The 19,808-nt window shown below is 43.1% G+C and carries 16 protein-coding genes; 14 read left to right on the top strand and 2 right to left on the bottom strand.

The genetic code is table 11. The features are described 5' to 3' along the window. The first annotated feature begins 58 nt into the window (after positions 1-58). From PSF16_RS09140 to PSF16_RS09100, 9 genes are all read left to right on the top strand, one after another. The gene (locus PSF16_RS09140) at positions 59-3,436 is read left to right on the top strand and encodes an ImcF-related family protein (protein ID WP_272689148.1); all 3,378 of its coding nucleotides are present in this window, start codon (positions 59-61) and stop codon (positions 3,434-3,436) included. Between the two features lie 20 nt (positions 3,437-3,456). Beyond that, positions 3,457-5,067, top strand: a complete 1,611-nt coding sequence (tssA, locus tag PSF16_RS09135) for a type VI secretion system protein TssA (protein WP_272689147.1) — start codon at positions 3,457-3,459, stop codon at positions 5,065-5,067. A gap of 23 nt (positions 5,068-5,090) precedes the next feature. Continuing rightward, positions 5,091-6,842: a type VI secretion system baseplate subunit TssF gene (tssF, locus tag PSF16_RS09130; protein ID WP_272689146.1), complete on the top strand. Its 1,752-nt coding sequence runs from the start codon at positions 5,091-5,093 to the stop codon at positions 6,840-6,842. Beyond that, positions 6,818-7,909 carry a type VI secretion system baseplate subunit TssG gene (gene tssG, locus PSF16_RS09125; protein ID WP_006661400.1) on the top strand — a complete coding sequence of 364 codons (1,092 nt, stop codon included), beginning with the start codon at positions 6,818-6,820 and terminating at the stop codon, positions 7,907-7,909. Before tssF ends, tssG begins: the two co-directional genes overlap by 25 nt. Positions 7,910-7,924: 15 nt before the next feature. Further along, on the top strand, positions 7,925-8,464 hold the full coding sequence (gene tssJ, locus PSF16_RS09120; RefSeq protein ID WP_272689145.1) for a type VI secretion system lipoprotein TssJ: 540 nt from the start codon (positions 7,925-7,927) through the stop codon (positions 8,462-8,464). Position 8,465: 1 nt separating this feature from the next. Next, on the top strand, positions 8,466-8,894 hold the full coding sequence (gene tssE / locus PSF16_RS09115) for a type VI secretion system baseplate subunit TssE (protein WP_004912512.1): 429 nt from the start codon (positions 8,466-8,468) through the stop codon (positions 8,892-8,894). Between the two features lie 23 nt (positions 8,895-8,917). Beyond that, positions 8,918-10,264, top strand: coding sequence for a VasL domain-containing protein (locus tag PSF16_RS09110; protein ID WP_036961220.1), 1,347 nt, complete (start codon positions 8,918-8,920; stop codon positions 10,262-10,264). A gap of 112 nt (positions 10,265-10,376) precedes the next feature. Further along, positions 10,377-11,054 (top strand): DUF1345 domain-containing protein, encoded by a 678-nt coding sequence (locus PSF16_RS09105; protein ID WP_006660395.1) that lies wholly within the window; start codon positions 10,377-10,379, stop codon positions 11,052-11,054. A gap of 136 nt (positions 11,055-11,190) precedes the next feature. After that, positions 11,191-11,451: a DinI-like family protein gene (locus tag PSF16_RS09100; protein WP_006660394.1), complete on the top strand. Its 261-nt coding sequence runs from the start codon at positions 11,191-11,193 to the stop codon at positions 11,449-11,451. A gap of 197 nt (positions 11,452-11,648) precedes the next feature. Here the strand turns inward: PSF16_RS09100 and PSF16_RS09095 are convergent, their stop codons facing one another. Continuing rightward, on the bottom strand, positions 11,649-11,888 hold the full coding sequence (locus PSF16_RS09095; protein WP_006660393.1) for a hypothetical protein: 240 nt from the start codon (positions 11,886-11,888) through the stop codon (positions 11,649-11,651). Positions 11,889-12,049: 161 nt separating this feature from the next. Here PSF16_RS09095 and PSF16_RS09090 point away from each other — a divergent pair, with 161 nt between their 5' ends. From PSF16_RS09090 to PSF16_RS09080, 3 genes are all read left to right on the top strand, one after another. After that, entirely contained in the window at positions 12,050-12,724 is a 675-nt protein-coding gene (locus PSF16_RS09090) for a response regulator (protein ID WP_006660392.1), read from the top strand. Further along, positions 12,714-14,081: a sensor histidine kinase gene (locus PSF16_RS09085; protein ID WP_272689144.1), complete on the top strand. Its 1,368-nt coding sequence runs from the start codon at positions 12,714-12,716 to the stop codon at positions 14,079-14,081. The genes PSF16_RS09090 and PSF16_RS09085 overlap by 11 nt, the downstream gene beginning before the upstream one ends. Before the next feature lie 126 nt (positions 14,082-14,207). Continuing rightward, on the top strand, positions 14,208-14,783 hold the full coding sequence (locus PSF16_RS09080) for a cysteine hydrolase family protein (protein ID WP_006660390.1): 576 nt from the start codon (positions 14,208-14,210) through the stop codon (positions 14,781-14,783). A gap of 323 nt (positions 14,784-15,106) precedes the next feature. Here the strand turns inward: PSF16_RS09080 and PSF16_RS09075 are convergent, their stop codons facing one another. Next, positions 15,107-15,637 (bottom strand): anti-virulence regulator CigR family protein, encoded by a 531-nt coding sequence (locus PSF16_RS09075; protein WP_272689143.1) that lies wholly within the window; start codon positions 15,635-15,637, stop codon positions 15,107-15,109. Between the two features lie 180 nt (positions 15,638-15,817). Between PSF16_RS09075 and PSF16_RS09070 the strand changes: the two genes are divergently transcribed. Then, entirely contained in the window at positions 15,818-17,068 is a 1,251-nt protein-coding gene (locus PSF16_RS09070; protein ID WP_006660388.1) for a mechanosensitive ion channel family protein, read from the top strand. A gap of 308 nt (positions 17,069-17,376) precedes the next feature. Next, the gene (locus PSF16_RS09065) at positions 17,377-19,806 is read left to right on the top strand and encodes a DMSO/selenate family reductase complex A subunit (RefSeq protein WP_272689142.1); all 2,430 of its coding nucleotides are present in this window, start codon (positions 17,377-17,379) and stop codon (positions 19,804-19,806) included. The last annotated feature ends 2 nt before the right edge of the window (positions 19,807-19,808 follow it).

The following is a 19,808-nucleotide window of genomic DNA, read 5'->3' as shown; positions in this document are numbered from 1 at the left end:
GCTTCATTACATTGAAACACATTAATTACTTTATTTTCATCGTATCTGGAGCCACGATATGAAATCTTATTTAATCTCCATACTAAAAAATTTAGAAAAACCATGGGTTATTCTATTAGTGTTATTCAGCATAGCTATAACCCTTGGCTTCATTATTTATTTCTCACCAGAAATATTAGAAATTCAGCCTAATTCGGAAAAACAATATGATGCTTTGAATACCCTCGTATGGGTAACTGGTTTTATTGGCTTGGCTTCTATTATTGTTTTTACTGTTAGCCGCTGGATTGGTAAACAAGCTTATAGTGGTACAAAAAAAGCCTCAGATAATCTCATTAAAAATCATGATGACATAGAGAATGTTTTATTGTTAGAAGTCCTAAATACCCTAAAATCCCAATACGGCACTTTCTGGCATTCCAAAGTCTCCATCCAGCTCCTCCTCGGTTCCCATTCCGCCGTCGAAAAACTGGCCCCTAGCCTGACTCAAGAAATCTGGCAAGAGTGTGATGGCACACTACTCATCTACGGTGGTGATATCGGGAGTTCCATTGACTCTGAGCGACTAGAGACCCTCAAACAACTGCGCCGACGTCGTCCGCTCGATGGCGTGATTTGGGTGACAGAAAACAGCATTTCCTCCCAGCTTTTAGACAACAGCGTCACGTTCACTAACCTCAATACCGCAACAGCCCACAATGCAGGGCGTGCCATCCAAAACCTCTTCCAAGAATTAGGTTGGCGTGCGCCAGTTTGGGTATGGAGTGTCAGTGACCAACAGTCCCTCAGTGCGGTTGAAACGCCCTCTATTCTCTGCATGACAGAGCAAAATATGCCTGCCGAAGCGCTATCCCCTAGCTTATTAAGCCTGATCCCTGCTCTTGTGGTCAACGGAACCCAAGCGTTACTGCGTGAACAGAAACACACCTATCTACTCGCCTTAGCCCAATTTTTACAAAACGGGGGAAGCCAGCAGCTTGCGACCGCATTAGCGCCACTCAATACCCAATTACGTACGCTGCCTTTTTCCGGCATCGCATTTAGCCCTTCTATCAATCCGTTAAATCAGCAACGCTTGCCCAATAGTTGGCACCCTGATACCCGCTGGACAAGCTGGTTGAATGTACAATCTGAACTGGCATCCGGTTTACAGCCAGCCTCTTTAGGCTTTGACAAAAAACGTCTCGTTCAATATGGCGCTGCCACCGCCATGACCTTGTGGGGCGCAGGGATGATTGTCTCTTACCTTGCCAATCGCCAGCTCATCGAAGAGAGCTACCAAAGTGCGAGCGTCGCCGCTAACAGCCAATTACCGGAAACTGAACGCCTCAAAGCCCAGTATGATTTTCAGCAAACCTTAGGTTTACTCAATCATCGCGAACAAAGCTCAGTGCCTTTCTGGCTTCATTTTGGTTTGGACAGTAATGAAGCGCTATTAACACGTTTGTGGCCACTGTACCAACAAACGGTATTACCGCCTTTGCGTGATACCCTCGCTCAACAATTGACTCAACAATTACAAGCCTATGCCCAGTTATCCCCTAACAGTGATGACCGTCGTCAAGCCACCCAAGGGGCGTATCAAAGCCTAAAAACCTACTTAATGATGAGTACCCCTGAGCGCATGGATCCGGCATTTTTTACTAATAGCGTGCTCACGACCCTCCCCGTCCCACAAGGAATGAACGAAGGCGAATGGCAAACCCTTGGCAAAGAGTTACTCATGTTCTATGCCCAGCAGCTACCGAAGCACCCCGAATGGCAATTAACTGCGAACAATAACCTGATTAATCAAAGCCGTACCTTACTCATTCGACAAATTGGTCAACGCAGCGAAAGTGCTACGCTATATCAAGAAGTGTTACTACAAGCGCAGCATCAGTTCCCTGATATGACCTTAGATGATATGACGGGCGATACCGATGCCCGCTTTTTATTCACTACCGATGAGTTTGTGTCGGGTATTTTTACCCGCAAAGCGTGGGAAGAAGCGATTGAACCCGCCATTAAGAAAGTGGTGGAATCACGTCGCAATGAAATTGATTGGGTATTGAGTGATAGCCAGCATGAACTTAGCCAAGATATTTCGCCTGATGCACTTAAGCAGCAGCTTACTGAACGTTATTTTGCTGATTTTTCAGATAGCTGGTTAAATTTCTTAAACAGTTTGCAATGGCGTCATACTGAAAGCTTATCCGATACTATCGACCAATTATCTTTAATGAGCGATGTGCGCCAATCGCCTGTAATTGCACTAATGAATACCGTGGCTTATCAAGGGAAAACCGGACGTCAACAAGAAAAGCTCGCCGACTCCTTTATGAACTCCGCGAAAGACCTGCTTAATAAAGAACAGAAACCGGTCATTAGTCAGAAAGCCGATTTTACAGGTCCTCTTGAAGATACCTTTGCGCCTATCCTGAATTTTGTCGATCCACAAACCAACACTCAAGCCAGCGATAACCTCAGCTTGCAAGCTTATTTAACCCGCATTACTCGAGTAAGATTGAAACTTCAGCAAGTGGTCAATGCACCTGACCCACAAGCGATGTCCCAAGACTTTGCCCAAAGTATTTTAGAAGGCAAAAATGTTGATTTTGCCCAAACAAAAGACATGGGAAGCCTGATTGCCGCAAGCTTTGGGCAAGAGTGGCAAAGCTTTGGTGACTCGCTGCTCGTTGAGCCAATGACGCAAGCTTGGCAACAATTACTCACGCCAACGGCTCAAGGGATCAATAGTGAGTGGCAAAATGCCATTGTCAATGAGTGGAACAGCGCCTTTGGCGGGCGCTACCCTTTGAAAGAGACTCAAAGTGACATTTCCTTACCGCTGATGGCGCAATATCTTCGCCCTGATAACGGGCGTATTCAACGTTTCTTAGAAACCCGTCTGCAAGGCGTGTTACGCAAAGAAGGGAATCACTGGGTACCGAATAGTACGAATGCTCAAGGATTGCGTTTTAATCCTGCTTTTTTAAACGCATTAGATACCTTGACCGAATTAGGTGACGTCGCCTTCGCTAATGGTGAGGCTCGACTTTATTTCGAAATGCGCCCAGGAACCAGTAAACATGTTATGCAGACGATATTGGTGATCGATAAACAAAATCTCACTTACGATAACCAATTCCCTGAATGGCAGCGGTTTGTTTGGCCCGCGGATACGGTCGCGTCAGGGGCATCATTGACTTGGATGACGACATCATCAGGCACGCGACTCTATGCCGACCACCGTGGTGTTTGGGGATTAATCCGCTTACTTGAAGCCGCCCATGTTGCTCCTTATGCCGGAAGTACCAGCAGCTACACCGTCACATGGACTGCACCGGATGGTAATACCCTCAATTATCAGCTTCGTACCGAGATGGGACAAGGTCCGCTAGCGTTATTGACGCTACGCAACTTTGTTCTGCCTGAAAAAATCTTTTTGGATTAGCCATCGATAGGACATCACCTATGCCTTTATTAACTGCTTTGCGTACAGCCTGCTTTACTGGAAATCCGCTTGCCGCTAATCAATTAGTGGAGCAACAAGTCGTGTTATGGGAGCGCTGGTTATTACCCATTACGGCTGAAAACCCAGTTGGCGATGATCCCGGCTACGACGATGACTTCGAACGCATGAAAGAAGAAGTCAACAAGCTCTCAGGCTCAGATACTGAGCTGATCTGCGCTCTTGCCGAAAATTTGTTAACTAACGTATGTAAAGACGTACGTGTCATAACCTACTACATTTGGGCGCGCTTACATCGCGAAGGCGAAACAGGCTTAGCCGATGGGCTAGGGTTACTGGTTGGATTACTTCACCGTTACCACGACGAGCTGTTACCAAATCGTCCAAATAGCCGAAAATCTGCCATTGAATGGTTGGCGGGTCAACGGGTCATCGACAGCTTATCCCTTTATCCTGAAGTCGATAGCAATGAATTTGCACGCATCGTGGCACTACTTAGTGCCATTGTGGATGAATTTAGTGCATGGGATGAGCCAAACCGCCCAAATCTTGCGCCGTTACTGCGTGCATTAGAAAATCGCCTTGCACAATCTGGTGGTGCAGACAGTGTTGTTCCCCAAAATATTAAATCAGCCGAACATACATCCACGAAACAAACGGCCTCGGGTATCAGTCCTATCGCACCGATTCAGTCGGGTCGAGAATTGCTTGACCAAGCCAAGGTACTCGCCAATTACTTACGTAATCAACCCAACGGCTGGTTATCGGGTCACAGGCTGATGACCTCCGTACGCTGGGATACGCTGCACCAATCCCCGCCACAAAATCAGCATGGATGCACTCGGTTAGCCCCTCCACGCTCAGATGCCAAAGCCCAACTCAAACGTTTATATCTGCAACAAAATTGGCTCGAACTCACCGAACAAGCGGATAGATTATTTGCAGAAGGCGTTAACCATTTTTGGCTTGATGTACAGTGGTATTTGCACCAAGCATTGAGTAAATCCCCAGCCCCATGGGATGGTTGGGCGGATGTGATTGCTTCTGATTTAAAACAGTTCTTACTCCGCTTACCGGGTTTAGAACATCTTGCTTGGGAAGATGGCACGCCTTTCGCTGATGAAGTCACGTTAGCGTGGATTAAACAGCATATTCTGGAAGACAATATTCAGTCCCTCCATCACATGCCCGTTCAAGGTGCTGATGACGATGATAACAGTTCGATATTCGCCTTAGAGCAAGAAGCGTTAACCCAAGCTGACACTGAAGGCGTTGAAACCGCATTGGCTTGGTTAATGTCACGACCGAATATCCAAACATCCCGTCAAAAATGGTTGCTGCAATTAGTGATGGCAAGAGTGGCTGAACAATTTTCTCGTCATGATTTGGCACTCAATTTACTTCGCGAATTAGACCGTAGCGCTGAACAGATGCGCCTTGCTGATTGGGAGCCGCATTCCCTATTTGAAGTGAAAGCTCGCCAGCTGCAACTGTTACGCGGCAAAGCACAGCGTAATACCCCGGATAAAGCTGATTTACATCACCAAATGTCTGAGTTACTGGCTCAGCTAACACGATTAGACCCTGTGCGAGCGTTAGTGCTCTATCCCTAAATTAATCAAAGAGAACCACACTAATGGATGATTTAACCCTTCGCTATTATGATGCGGAGATGCGATATCTGCGTGAAGCAGCAAAAGAGTTCGCTCAAGCTCACCCCGAACGTGCGGCATTATTAGATTTAGATAAAGCGGGCATCCCCGACCCTTTTGTTGAACGATTATTTGAAGGTTTTGCCTTCTCTATGGGGCAATTGCGCCAAAAAATTGATGATGATTTACCGGAATTAACGGAAGGTCTCGTTAGCCTCCTTTGGCCTCATTACTTACAAACCATTCCGTCACTGTCTGTGGTTGAGCTCGCACCGGATATTCACGACATGAAACTTTCATCCGTGCTCCCCGCTAATTTTGAAGTGCTTTCGCGTCCGGTTGGTCCTAAAAAAACCGTTTGCCGCTATCGAACAACACGAGATTTAACACTCAATCCCATTTCATTATCCTCGGTTAATTTAGCCACTGAGCCCGATGGGCGTTCCGTGATCCGCTTACGCTTCGATTGTGCGAAGCTCGCTGATTGGAAACAAACCGCGCTAGATACCCTCTCCTTTTATCTGGCTGGCGATGTCCCAACGACCTATGCATTGCACTTAGCACTGACTAAGCAAGTGGCGGCTACCTACATTCGCCTACCATCATCACCAGACCGAATTCGCTTACCTCTGTGGTTTTCTCCTGGTGGATTTGCCGAGGAAGATCAACTGTGGCCCAAAGGCGACAGTACCTTTAGTGGCTACCAGTTACTGCTCGAGTATTTTTCTTTTCGTGAAAAGTTTCTCTTCGTCAATTTACAAGGACTTGGAGAAATCAATTTACCTGAAGGGTTAAGTCATTTTGAACTGGAAATTGTGCTTGATACGCTTTGGGACAGTGACATTCCGTTAAGCGCTGACAATGTAAAGCTGCACAGTGTTCCCGTCATTAATTTATTTAATATTGAGGCGGATCCGCTCACTGTTAACGGGTTAGAAAGTGAGTATCTGCTGCGCCCTCGGCGCCTACAAGACGGGCATACCGAAATCTATTCAGTTGACACAGTTCATGGCACACGCCGCGGTGAACATATTCACTATGTCCCCTTTAGCAGTTTTCGCCATCGCGGCGGTATGTTGCGCCGCAGTGCACCAGAACACTACTACCACACTCGCGTTAAGCGTGGTGTCAGCGGGTTGCATGATACGTGGCTAATTTTGGGCGGAGAACGCGAACAGCCGGCCGCCACTCTGGAAAGTGAAACCTTATCGTTGCAATTAACCGGCACGAACGGGCAACTTCCGCGCAAAGCGCTACAAAGCACTTTGCTGCACAGAACGGAAGAAACCTTGCAGACACAACTGCGGGTTCGTAATTTATGTAAACCGACTCTGCCTTGCTACCCTCCCGCTGAAGACAGATTTCATTGGCGCGTACTCAGTCATCTTGGCGCCAGTTTCCTCAATATGATGGACAACGTAGAGGTATTGCGCGGCACATTAGCGCTCTATGACTGGCGAGAAGATGATTTAAACAGCCGCAAACTCGATGCCATGATCCACGTTGAACAGCATCTTATCGAACGCTTCGAAAAAGGCTTTTTACAGCGCGGTATTGCCATCGATATCACCCTTGATAGCAGCGGATTTAACGGTGAAGGCGACATCCACTTATTTGGTGAAATGCTCAACCGCTTTTTTGCCCTCTATACCGACGTGCATCTTTTTAACCAATTGACTCTCCATATTTTACCAACAGGGAAAAGCCTCACATGGACAGAGAATCATCCTCAGTAAATCAGCTTTTTGATGCGCTAGGGGAGCGTCTACCACGGGTTAACTTCTATCGGTTTTGCCAACTAATAGAACAGAGTAATAAACAGCGCCCACCCCTTGGCAGCACCCAAGACCCGAAAACAGATGTTATCCGGTTTCGTCCCCATCGAGGGATGGGTTTTCCTGTCACCGAAATTAAAGGCATCGACATTGAAGACCGCTACCGAGATAGCAATACGCCCAGTATTCGAACGACCTTTTTAGGGCTATATGGCGTCACTTCACCACTACCGACAAGCTATCTCGATGATATCGCTCAACGACGTGAAGGCACCGAATCTCTAACGGATTTTTTAGATATTTTTAATCATCGGCTCACGACACAGTTTTACCGTATTTGGCGAAAATACTCCTACCCAGCGACCTTTTCCGCGGGTGGTGAAGATGAAACTTCCCAGTATTTATATGGATTAATTGGCTTAGGGATCCCCGGCACAGCTCAACATGTACAAGCCCCCTTGTCCCGATTTTTAGCGTTATTGGGCACACTACGTTTTCCGACTCGTACCGCCGAAGGCGTTATCTCATTAGTCAAATTACTCGCACCTGATACCCACGTTAAAATCAAACCCCATGATCCAAGGCGCATCGAACAAACGCGCCAAACCGGATTATCCTGCAAAACGCCCATCACCTTAATGAATAAACCCGTTTTAGGTCAGTATGCGACTGATGTTAATAGCCAAATTTTGATTGTCTTACAAACCAATAACCTTGAGGAAGCCCGCAACTGGTTACCGGATGGATTGCTGTATCAAGATTTAATGGCGCTGTTGCATGTTTACCTAGGCTCAAGAGTCAATGCCCGTCTTTGTCTCAAATTACCCAGAAAATTACTCCCTAACGCAACGTTAAGCACGCAATCTCACCAAGGTGTTCAACTGGGGCGTACCGCCGCGATGGGCGCATTAACCCCTAATGCCCCTCACCGAGAACACATTATTACCTTAAATTTAGGGCGCTATCAGCGATTATCGGCAACATCACACTCTATGCCGCCCTCACATTATGCTAATTATCGATTCTAATTCTGGGACTCTCCGATGAAACACATCCCTTTATTGCCATTTTGCGGCAAAACATTGGTGCTTCTAGCAACATTAAACCTCACAGGATGCGGGCTCACTCAAATGGTCAGCGATGGCACTCGCAGTGCAGCAAACGCGATATTTTATAAACAAGTGAAAATCGTCCACCTTGATTTTGTCGCGCGTGAAGCATTAAACACCGATGATACAGGCGCATCCTTATCCACCATCATTCGCGTCTACCAATTAAAGGACAGTGAAAGCTTTGATGAGAGCGATTACGCTTCTTTATTTGCAAAAGATAGCCAAGTGCTTAAGCCTTCCATCGTGACACAGAAAGATTTACGCATTCGTCCAGGAGAATCTATTTCGCTTGATATGCCTCTTGAAGAAGGTGCAGAATTCGTTGCTATCGCTGTAATGTTCCATCATCCCGACCTTATCACTGATGACTGGCGTGTTGTGATCCCCAAAAAACAGTTATTACCGGATGACCCTCGCTTGCTCACTCTCGCAGATAACTCCATGACCTTAAAACCACTTGGAGAAAAATAGCATGTCCCAACCTTCGTTATATGAAATGTTGACGGGGTATTTTGCGGGAGGATTGGATATCGATGCTATCCCTGAACATGACCAAGTGATGGTGTCAGTGATGGACAATATTCGCCGTATTCTTAATGCCAGAGCAGGTAGCATCGAACACCTTCCCGATTATGGACTACCTGATATGAGTAAAATGATCCAAGGGCTTCCTGGCACCGCTCACAATATGATGACCATTTTATCGGCAACATTGCTCAAGTATGAGCCCCGCATCAAATCACTCTCTTTAGTGTTGTTACCGCAAAACAGCTTTGGAGCACTCCATTACGCCCTTGAAGTTGAGTTGCACGAACAAGGTTTGATTCGTTATGGCACAGAGTTTATGCCCGATGGGCGCATTCTCGTACATCATCTAAAAAAACAATTCGATACGATTTAAACCGACGATAGCGTGAGACGACTATGAATCCAGATTTAAATACATTACGCCTTGGTGGCGACCCGCGAACACTCGCTGATTTTGCTGCCTTGAAAGACGAATTAAACAAACGCTTTCACCCCGCCCGCCCTGATGTAGACTGGGCGCGTGCCCATGGGCTTTGTTTGTCTTTATTCAACCAAAATGGGGCAGATTTGCAAACTTGCGCATGGTTTACTCTGATCCGCCAACATCAAAATGGCATCGCGGGATTAAACGAAGGCTTGTCTTTGCTCCAACATTTACTGAGCCGCCACTGGCAAGGACTTTGGCCACAACAGACTCACGCTCGCGTCGAAATTCTCGCCACATTGAGCCAACAATTAATGACGGGATTACGTGCTCACGCGCCCGTTTATGCTGACCTTCCAGCACTTTACCAAACTGAAACCACGCTGAGCCAAATTGGTCAACAGTTGCAAACATTAGAACTCAAGCACCTGACACAGCTAGAGCGCTTACAAAATTTACTCGCCTCTCAGGCAAGGCAATTAGAAAGCATAGATGTGCCAGATAGCGGTTTTATCCCATCGACTCCGCTACAACTTCCGAAAACATCACCATCGACGTTTCGGGCGCATACCGCAGCAACCCCAATATCCATAAAAGCCAATGCCACGATCAGTGCTCCTCCCTCATCCAAACCGTCTTATCGTAAAGGGCTGTGTGTGGGATTAGCTTGGGGGATTGTTCTCACCGGTGCACTTTGCGCAGGCACCTTATATGTGCTTCATCCACAAATCAATAACCATGTTTTAGCGCAAGCACTGCCACAATTACCTGAATTTACACCTAATATTGCCTCAATTATTGAGCAACAATTACAACCCAATTCCGCCCAACCGAGTAGTTTCTCGCCCGAAAAACTCAATATGATCGATAATTACCTTGTGGAATTGGAATCAGTTTCCCCGATTTGGTCTCAGCAATATGGACTTAGCATGGTAGGTTACCTCACCAAGCAATATGGTGAACGGCAAGAAGTCAGCGCATTTAACGATAAATGGCAGCAAAATATGCAAATTAACGCGTTATCTAACGATAAATTGCAACAATGGTCTGAAGGAATGGCAGAGTTAAATAATCTCAGTACGCGCTTAGACAGTCTCGATGGTAAACCTCGCAGCTATATCACGGGGTCTGAATTAAAAACCATTATTTTCAATGCCCGCCAGCATTTCCACCAAAGTGTGCCACTAGAAGAAGAATTACGTCGACTCGAACAACTTCAAGCCAAAGGAACGGTGGCTGAATCCGAATATCAGCGCATTGACAACCATTTTAAGCAATTACTTAATCGCTATGCGCTGATAAAGCAAAGTCAAAAATAGAATTAATTATTTTTATTCACTAAATTATGGAGCACCTTATTCGTGCTCCATTTTTTTTCGGTGATATACTCGTTTTTAATTAACGTGATGATTATTTTTCAAGGAATATCCCATGCTTCGCTATGCTGCTCGTATCACCCATCTGCTACGTCATGCATTTCATTCTCGACCGCGCTTTTTGGTCTCGCTTATTGTTGCTTTTATCACCTTCTTTGCCCTATTTAATACACAAAATCTGATTATTAATTTAATTATCAGTTGGAACGCATTTGCATGGTGCTATTTACTGTTCCTGTTCCAGCGGATTATTAGCAATAATGTTAAAGACATTCGTAAGCTCACGAAAATTGAAGATGAAAGCGCTCGTATGGTGATATTTTTCTTGATGTCGGGTTGCTGTGTGAGTTTATTAGCGCTGTTTTTTGCCTTGGGAGGGCATAGTGATATCCCGAAATCCGATAAAATCTACTCTTACATTTTAACGGCTTCCACACTGATATCCTCATGGTTGTTATTACCGACAGGCTTTACCATGCACTATGCTCATTTGTATTACAGCAATAATGAAAATGAAAAACCGTGGTTAATTTTTCCTGATAAGATTACCCAGCCAAGCTATTCAGATTTTATGTATTTTTCATTTACGATTGCCGTCGCTTCGCAAACCGCAGATGTAGAAGTTGCCTCGACACCTATGCGTCGCGCTGTATTATTGCAATCGATCATTTCATTTATCTTTAATATGGCGATTTTAGGGTTATGTATTAATATTTCTGCTAGCTTTTTTTAGGCGGCAGATTCACTGCCTCGAAATAAAAACATTTAGCCGACAGTCAGAATAAAAAATATTCATGGAGGATATTGACAAGGTCTCCATATAGATCTAAAAATACTGTATATTAACACAGTCTTTAGTAGAGGCTATTATGTTACGCATCGAAGTGTTATTTGATAAAAATTCACCACAAAAACCAAGTGGCTTAGTGCTACAGGCATTAGAATCTGAGATTCTACGCAAGCTACAGTCACAATACCCTGATATGGTTACTCGTGTAGGCTTTAGCTCTCAGCAAGCCATTAATATTTCAGGCACAAAAATTGCGGATGATAAATTACGCATTGAAGAAATTTTAGAAGAAATTTGGATGGATGACGGCTGGCTACCGGAAACAAATACCGATGATTAGCTGAACAGAAAGAAATGGAAGAAGGTCCAGTGATAGCTCTTCCATTTCTCAATTTGTTATTTTTTGATTTAATCTGAATCACTTTCTGTATTGTAAAAAACGATCAAGCCCCCCACTCACACTATTTTCTGTCTACTCTAGAATAGTGCGAAGTACTTGAAATATCCCCATCCCCCATCTACTCACCGGTAGAATCATTAATAGAGTTTTTGTCGAAGATAGGATTTAATCTTGGTGACAGGGTTACGCTTCGCTTTACTTATTTCAAGCACCCGCGCTTCCACTAAACAGGTCTTAGTCTCAGTGCATAATGAAACTTCATTTAACTTTGTATGGTTAAATGTCATTTTTGGCTTATTAAAACTTTCCCCCATAAACACCATGGCGATAAAAATAATCACGATAAATAGAGGCACTTCAATATAAACTTGTTTCATGGTAAAGGCTCTTGTTATGGTTGTTGATGCTATATTATTCGTTTTACGTTTTCATACCTTAAAATTTGGTTAAACCAACCTTAAGGGATACTTAAGGCGACAAATATCCGAGTTGCTGGGTGGAAGCAGTCTGCTTATACTCCGCACCAGAGGGAGTAAATATGAATGTTTTATTGGTAGAAGATGATCTTCAGTTGGGAAAAGCGTTATGTCGAGGGCTAGAACTAGCGGGTTTTAATCCTTGCTGGGTTAGATTATTGGCTGATGCTAAACAACAATTACAGTCTCGTAATTTTGATGTCATGTTATTAGACCTCGGTTTACCCGATGGAGACGGTCAAGACGAGCTCATTGCATGGCGCCAATCAGGGGAATCAATACCTATTATTATTCTTACTGCTCGCAACAAAATGGATAACTTAGTAACGAGTTTAGATTCAGGTGCTGATGACTTTTTAACAAAACCATTTGAAATGCCAGAGCTAATTTCTCGGGTCAAAGCTATCAGTCGTCGTATGGCTGGCTTTTCATCTGAAATTTGGCAATTAGATAATCTGCAACTAAATCCGTTAAATCACCAAGTCACTTTAGATGGTCAATTATTATTACTTTCCGGTAAAGAATATTTGCTGCTGTATGAATTAATTAAAAATGCGGATAATGTCGTCCGAAAAACAGATTTAGAGCAACGTTTATTTGGTTTAGACGATGTGGAGAGTAATTCCCTTGAAGTCCACATTCATAATTTACGCCGCAAAATTGGTAAAGACCGAATTATTACTATCCGCGGTATTGGTTATTTATTAAAAAAAGAAGCGCAATCTAGTGAAGATTAAATCCTTTCTTGTTTACACATTTGGTATTCAGGTTGGCGCAGTCATCTTTTTATGGCTGCTGTTAGTCGGCTGGTTGCAATTTTTTTACCTGCCTGATTTAGTCAATGATGATGAATTTAACCAACAACAGCAAATTGTCACGCAAGGTATCGCCCGTACATTAGGCACGGTTTCAGACACGCCTGAATATTTCGATAAACTCGCCGTTATTTTGCAAAAAATGTATACCGATGCGATGGAAAACGGCATTGATACCAGCTATAAGCCCTACATGGTCGTCAGAGATCCCAAGGGACATGTGTTATATCGAAATAGTGAAAAAATATCTGACCCTTCATTAAAATCCGTAGAACAACTCACAAATCAATATAAGGATTGGCATTTTACTTCCGCATGGGATGACGACCACTCCCTCGAAGTTGTCATTGCGGAATCCTACCTTGAACGTCGAAAATTAATTGGAAACCCCGCCGAAGAAACCGCAATTCCCCTCGCCTTTATTCTGGGAATAATGTTAATCGCTATCTTAATTACTGCCTATTTTAGTATTCGTCCAATCAAACAAGTCGCCAAAGTTATTTCTTCACGTCAGCCTGGAAATTTAACGGCGATAGAGATGAAAGACGTACATAAAGAAACACGACCTATTATTTCCGCTATAAACCAATTAATGGCACGAGTCGATGCGGCGAATTTGCGGGAAAAGCGCTTTATGGCAGATGCGGCTCATGAACTGCGCACCCCCATAGCGGCAGTGACTGCACAATTACACCTGTTAATGAATATTGATAACCCCAAAGAGAAAGCTGAAATTATTAATGATATGAAGGAAACACTCACGCGTGCAGCGTCCTTATCTCATCAATTAATTGACCTTGCACGCTTAGAAGCGGACGATTTTTCAATACGTAAAGAACAGGTTGATTTACCGATGTTGATCAGTAATTTGATTTCATCCCATATCCCGTACGCACTCAATAAACATATTGATGTTGAATTATCGAGCCCAGAATCTTTTTATGTCGACACCGATAAATTAGCGCTCAGTAATGTGTTTACTAATTTACTTGAAAATGCGATTAAATATTCGCCTGAAAAAGCGAAAATAAAAGTAACGCTGAAAGATATCACGCCTTTTGGTGCCACAATTACAATTCAAGATAATGGTCGCGGCATTCCAAAAGAGAGTCATGAACATCTATTTTCTCGTTTTTATCGCGTTCCTGGAACATTAGAAACAGGCAGCGGCTTAGGATTATCTATTGCCTATAATTTAGCATCAAAAATTGGTGCAACATTAAAAGTGACCGAGGGATTAGAAAATAAAGGAATTGGATTTATTATTGATTTACCTTAATTGAATAAATGGGCTTAAATAATATCCTTATTTAAAATAATGTTATTTAGTTAACATCCCTTACCCAGAATAAATATTACAATCCCCTTTTTACGTTAAATTACTTAGCCGCAAAAAGGGGCGATAATGTCACACGCACTCATCATCATTGATCTTATTAACGATATTGTTGGCAAAAATGGATTATCCAACAGTAGTTACCCGCAAGTTACTTCACGAAAAATAGTAGAAAAAGCCAATCAAGTCGCGAGCTACGCGCGCAACCAGCGTATTCCTGTAATTTGGATTAAGGTCGGATTTAGCGATAATTATCAAGATATTCCTTTAGGCTCTCCGTTATTTCAACATGCAAAGCAAGTCGGTGCCTTGAAATTAAGTGGACACGGATGTAGCTGGGTCGATGAATTAGAAGTTCACATGCATGACCGCGTCATGATTAAAAAAGGTGTTTCCGCTTTTGCTGGAAATAAACTGCACCAATGGCTGTATGACAATGGCATTACCCACCTTCATTTTGGCGGCGTCAGTTCCATGATGGCAATTCAAAGTAGCGTGAGACAAGCCCATGACTTAGGGTATTTTTGCCATGTACTGGAAGATTTATGTGCCGCAGCAACGCTGGAATTACACGAACAGAGTATGCAAGCCTTAACAAATTTAGCGACGATTTCATCAAGTAAAACGTTCATGCAAACCAAATAGTCAAACTGATGAACATGGATGTAAACAATAATTTACAATCATCGTATTAAAAATTAGTTTAATATTTAAAATATCTTTTGGTCGATTATTGACTTTGATCAATAAAAAACTAGAATGCTCCTACGTGATCAAGATCACACATTAATATTCGGAGCGAACATGAAAAGCATCAAAGAATTTTTCGTTAACCTGCAAGAAGTTGTTGAATTACTGTCTAAACGTTTTATGTAATTTGCTTTAAACCATAGTCAATCAAACCTTTCATTTACCTCATTCAAGTATTTGCAAATTTTTTGCTAACGGCCTTTTTTAAGGCCGTTTTTTTATTCAAAAACATTTTCAATAATTTCCGCCACTATCGCGGTTTTCATCGCAACAAGCAGCAAATCCTTTCCACTCATCCGCCACTCATAGCCTGAATATTTTGGTAAACAAGCGCTAAATGAGGCTGGTAATGCTTTTTTAGCAATTCCCGGTGGTAATGGCTTACCTCTGCGAATTTGTTTTTCAATTCCAGGCGGAAGCCCTTGATATCCCACCAGCCCATAGTTGATGGCAACGGGACGAACATCGCCAAAATTGATATTAATACTCACCAGCGAGTTATCGTAACGACTGGCGTATTTTGCCGTATCACAGTGATATTTTTTACCTTTGTGTTTATGCTTCTTATGATGCTTATGATGCTTATGGTGATGATCATCATGTTCATAATAATAACCGCCTCTGTGATGACCATTCCCTTCGTCCCCTTGATGATTCGAAGCATGAGACAATAACGGTACACACATCAGTGCTGGCAGTAAGAAAAACTGCAAAATAAACGATTTTTTGGCGCTTTTATCAGGATACATTTTATTGTGAATTCCTAACCATGTAGAGTCATCAAACCATATGTCTTCCCTTGTAGCCCAACAATAAGAAATAACTCATTCACAGTAATGTTATGTAAATGTTAGTAATTTCAGCCAAACTTAAGTCCTATTTGCTTATACTGGGGCGTCATTTATGGATAACGCAATAAAGGAGAATTTATGCAGCAGCAACTGCTCGACTGGGCTCGCCAGTTTAATCAAGACTATGCCACTCTCGCCTCTCTCTTAATGGTCCTTGGGTTGATACTGATTGTCGCCCTTATTTTGCACTTGTTTCTCCACAAGATACTGCTGCCTAGCATTGAAAAACGGGGGCTAAAAGCGGGTTCTGGTTGGCAACATCAACTCACGCAATACAATTTATTTAACCGCATTGCCTTTATTATTCAGGGTATTGTGGTCAATATACAATCCACCTTGTGGCTATCTTCTGGTTCCACGCCACAGATGGTGTTAAATGTGGCCTCTCAAGCATGGTGTTTACTCTTTGGCTTGTTAACCATTTATTCCATCTTAGATATCACATTAGGCATATTACAAAGAGCGGCGAAAACAGCGCATCTTCCTCTGCGTGGCATTTTTCAAAGTATCAAACTAATCGCTACCGTCTTAATTTCTATTATGATCATCGCACTACTGATCGGAAAATCTCCGTTGATTATCCTCAGTGGTTTAGGGGCAATGACTGCTGTGATGATGTTGGTGTTTAAAGATCCTATCATGGGGTTAGTTGCAGGTATCCAGCTTTCTGCGAACAACATGGTCAACATTGGTGACTGGCTAGAAATGCCTAAATATGGGGCCGATGGTGCAGTCATTGATATTGGGCTCACTACCGTTAAGGTCCGTAATTGGGATAATACTGTCACAACTATCCCAACGTATGCATTAATTTCAGATTCATTCAAAAACTGGAAAGGGATGACAGAATCTGGAGGACGAAGAATTAAACGTAGTCTGCGTATCGATGCCAATAGCATTCATTTCTTACAGCCTGAAGAGATAAAAAACCTTGAAAAGGCAAACTTGCTTGAGCCTTATCTCGATCAGAAAGTCTCTGAAATTCAGGTCTATAACTCTGCATTGCCTGAAGATAAAGCGACTCCACTTAACCAACGCCGTCTAACGAATATCGGGACATTCCGAGCTTACGTTGAGGCGTATTTACGTGCGCACCCACAGATTCACAAAAATATGACCATCATGGTTCGTCAACTTGAATCAGACTCAAATGGTATTCCTATTGAAATCTACGCATTCACAAATACCACGGTTTGGTTGGAATATGAGCGTATTCAATCGGATATTTTTGACCATATTTTTTCGATTCTTCCTCAGTTCAATCTACACATACATCAATCACCTACCGGTAATGATGTTCGATTCCTCAGTCATTCAACAATTAAATAACTCATCATAGGTAACTTATAAATACTACTTAATGATTAGTGAACTTAGTCAGCATACCCAGAGGGGGAAACCCCTCTACTTCTAGCCAATCCTACTCTATCATTATATATTTTAGAATATAACGATTGATAATAAAAACAAAACAAAATGGACCTTATCATCAAAAAAATCCCTTATAAATTATATAAATAAAAATATTTACCCTGATTTTTTCAAGGATATTGTTGATGCATATCATGTTAGTAAGTAGAGATTTTTCCTAACATATTGAACATACCTAATACGTTATTTACATATAGGCAATGTCAATGCATAAAAATAAAACAAATACTCAATTCGCAGAACTGAGCAGGAGGGAGTTTCTTCAGACCTCCGCAACCGTAGCGGGTGCAGCCGCTATTGCAGGCTCAATCACTCTGCCTTTTGCTGCTCAAGCAAAAACACCAGCCATCATGCCAGATGAAGTCAGTGAAAAAATCAGCTATAGCGCTTGCTTAGTGAACTGTGGGAGCCGTTGTCCTCTTATAGTTCATGTTAAAGATGGCGTCATCAGCCGCATATCCAATGAAACCATGTATGACGATTCAACACTGGGAGAACACCAAATTCGCCCTTGTTTACGGGGTCGTTCTGTTCGCTGGAAAACGTATAATCCAGACCGCTTAAAATACCCAATGGTGCGTGTAGGTAAACGTGGCGAAGGTAAATTCAAAAAAATCAGCTGGGATGAGGCGACCACCATCATTGCTGAAAAACTGAAATACACCATCGATAAATACGGTAGCGATGCGATTTACTATCAATATGGTTCCGGTTCAACGGGCGCCAATTTACACGGTCGTGCTGCCTGCAAACGCCTGCTCAGTTTAACTGGCGGGTTTTTAGGCGACTACGGCACTTACTCCTACGCACAATTAATGGAAATTACCCCTTATGTGTACGGTAGTGTCGAAGAGTCTTATTTATCTGAAATTCAAAACTCTGATCTTGTTGTCATGTTTGGCCACAACTTGGCTGAAACCCGTATGTCCGGTGGCGGTCAGTTTTATGAAACCTTGAATGCACTAGATAAGAGTAAAGCGAAAGTCATTATCATCGACCCACGTCGTACCGACAGCGTCACGACACTGGGTGCTGAGTGGATCCCTATTTATCCAGGTACTGATGCCGCATTAGTGGCAGCACTGGGTTATGTGATGATCCAAGAAGGTTTAACTGACGAAGAGTTCCTGAAAAATTATTGTGTGGGCTGGGATGAATCAACCCTACCTGCTTCGGCGCCACGTAATGCTTCGTACAAAGATTATATTTTAGGTCATGGTCCAGATGGCATTGCCAAAACCCCTGAGTGGGCAAGTAAATTAACGGGTATCTCTGTTTCTCGCATTATTCAGTTAGCCCGTGAAATTGGTAACGCTCAACATGCGTGGATTTCTCAAGGTTGGGGTTTACAACGTACTGAAAATGGTGAGCAAGCGTGTCGTTCAATCATGATGCTGCCAATTATGTCTGGTAATATTGGACGTTCCGGTACTAACACTGGTTTATGGGGAAACAGTTATGCTTACCCTGTCGCTGGATTCGGTTTACCAAATCCAGTAAAAGCCCTGATCCCAACCTACATGTGGTCTGAAGCGATTATTCGCGGAAAAGAGTTAACGGCGGAAAATGCCGGAATTAAAGGCGTTGATAAACTGAATAATGACATCAAATTTATGTGGTGTTATTCCAGTAACGTCATTGGTAACCAACATGGTGACCTGAATAAAACCCATGAAATTCTGTCCGACGAATCTAAATGTGAGTTTATTCTTGTTTGGGATAACCATGATACCCCATCGGCAAAATATGCTGATTTACTCTTACCTGATGTGACCACTGTCGAAACTAACGATTTAATCAATAACTCCTACGCGAGTGGGGCTTACCACTATCTGGTTCGCCTACAAAATGCCATTGAACCACTGTGGGAAAACCGTCCAAACTACGATGTATTAGTCGAAATCGCCGAGAAAATGGGCGTTAAAGACCAATTCACTGAAGGACGTACTTACGAAGAATGGATTGAGTTTTGCTACAACAAAACTCGCGAAAAAATGCCTCATCTGCCAGAATTTAGTGAAACTGATGGTGCGGGAATTATTGATCGTAAATTCCTTAATAGTGCCGAAAACATTGCACTGAAAAACTTCCGTGATGACCCAGTGAATAACCCACTGAAAACACCATCTGGAAAAATTGAAATTTACTCCGAAAAACTAGCTGAACGTGTGAAAAACTGGGAATTACCAGAAGGTCAGCGTATTCCAGCGATTCCTGAATATTGTGTGAATAGAGAAGGCGTTGAGGCTCAAGCTGCGCAGAAGAAACACTCATTATTAATGACCGGTTTCCATGACAAAGGGCATGTCCACTCAACCTATTACAATGTGGCTATGCTACGCGAAGCCATTCCACATCAATTCTGGCTCAACCCAATTGATGCACAAGAACGCGGCTTGAAAAACGGCGATTTAGCTGAAATTTTCAATGATCGTGGGCGTATTCAGATTAAAGTCAAAGTGACTGAGCGCGTCTTACCCGGTGTGATTGCGGTTCCTCAAGGTGCATGGCGCACATTGAATACCGAAGGTTTAGATGTTGGTGGTTGTATCAACACCCTAACCTCCCATGTTCCTTCTCCACTGGCGAAAGGCACACCACAACATACTAACCTTGTTGAAGTCAAACGCGCTTAAGG

It is taken from the genome of Providencia sp. PROV033, assembly GCF_028484855.1.
Taxonomy (GTDB): Bacteria; Pseudomonadota; Gammaproteobacteria; order Enterobacterales; family Enterobacteriaceae; genus Providencia; species Providencia alcalifaciens.
This window is presented reverse-complemented; position numbering and strand designations above follow the sequence as displayed.

Coding starts and splice junctions, on each gene's coding strand:
- PSF16_RS09140 (WP_272689148.1), top strand. CDS start 59: ATGAAATCTTATTTAATCTCCATACTAAAAAATTTAGAAAAACCATGG.
- tssA (WP_272689147.1), top strand. CDS start 3,457: ATGCCTTTATTAACTGCTTTGCGTACAGCCTGCTTTACTGGAAATCCG.
- tssF (WP_272689146.1), top strand. CDS start 5,091: ATGGATGATTTAACCCTTCGCTATTATGATGCGGAGATGCGATATCTG.
- tssG (WP_006661400.1), top strand. CDS start 6,818: ATGGACAGAGAATCATCCTCAGTAAATCAGCTTTTTGATGCGCTAGGG.
- tssJ (WP_272689145.1), top strand. CDS start 7,925: ATGAAACACATCCCTTTATTGCCATTTTGCGGCAAAACATTGGTGCTT.
- tssE (WP_004912512.1), top strand. CDS start 8,466: ATGTCCCAACCTTCGTTATATGAAATGTTGACGGGGTATTTTGCGGGA.
- PSF16_RS09110 (WP_036961220.1), top strand. CDS start 8,918: ATGAATCCAGATTTAAATACATTACGCCTTGGTGGCGACCCGCGAACA.
- PSF16_RS09105 (WP_006660395.1), top strand. CDS start 10,377: ATGCTTCGCTATGCTGCTCGTATCACCCATCTGCTACGTCATGCATTT.
- PSF16_RS09100 (WP_006660394.1), top strand. CDS start 11,191: ATGTTACGCATCGAAGTGTTATTTGATAAAAATTCACCACAAAAACCA.
- PSF16_RS09095 (WP_006660393.1), bottom strand. CDS start 11,888: ATGAAACAAGTTTATATTGAAGTGCCTCTATTTATCGTGATTATTTTT.
- PSF16_RS09090 (WP_006660392.1), top strand. CDS start 12,050: ATGAATGTTTTATTGGTAGAAGATGATCTTCAGTTGGGAAAAGCGTTA.
- PSF16_RS09080 (WP_006660390.1), top strand. CDS start 14,208: ATGTCACACGCACTCATCATCATTGATCTTATTAACGATATTGTTGGC.
- PSF16_RS09075 (WP_272689143.1), bottom strand. CDS start 15,637: ATGTATCCTGATAAAAGCGCCAAAAAATCGTTTATTTTGCAGTTTTTC.
- PSF16_RS09070 (WP_006660388.1), top strand. CDS start 15,818: ATGCAGCAGCAACTGCTCGACTGGGCTCGCCAGTTTAATCAAGACTAT.
- PSF16_RS09065 (WP_272689142.1), top strand. CDS start 17,377: ATGCATAAAAATAAAACAAATACTCAATTCGCAGAACTGAGCAGGAGG.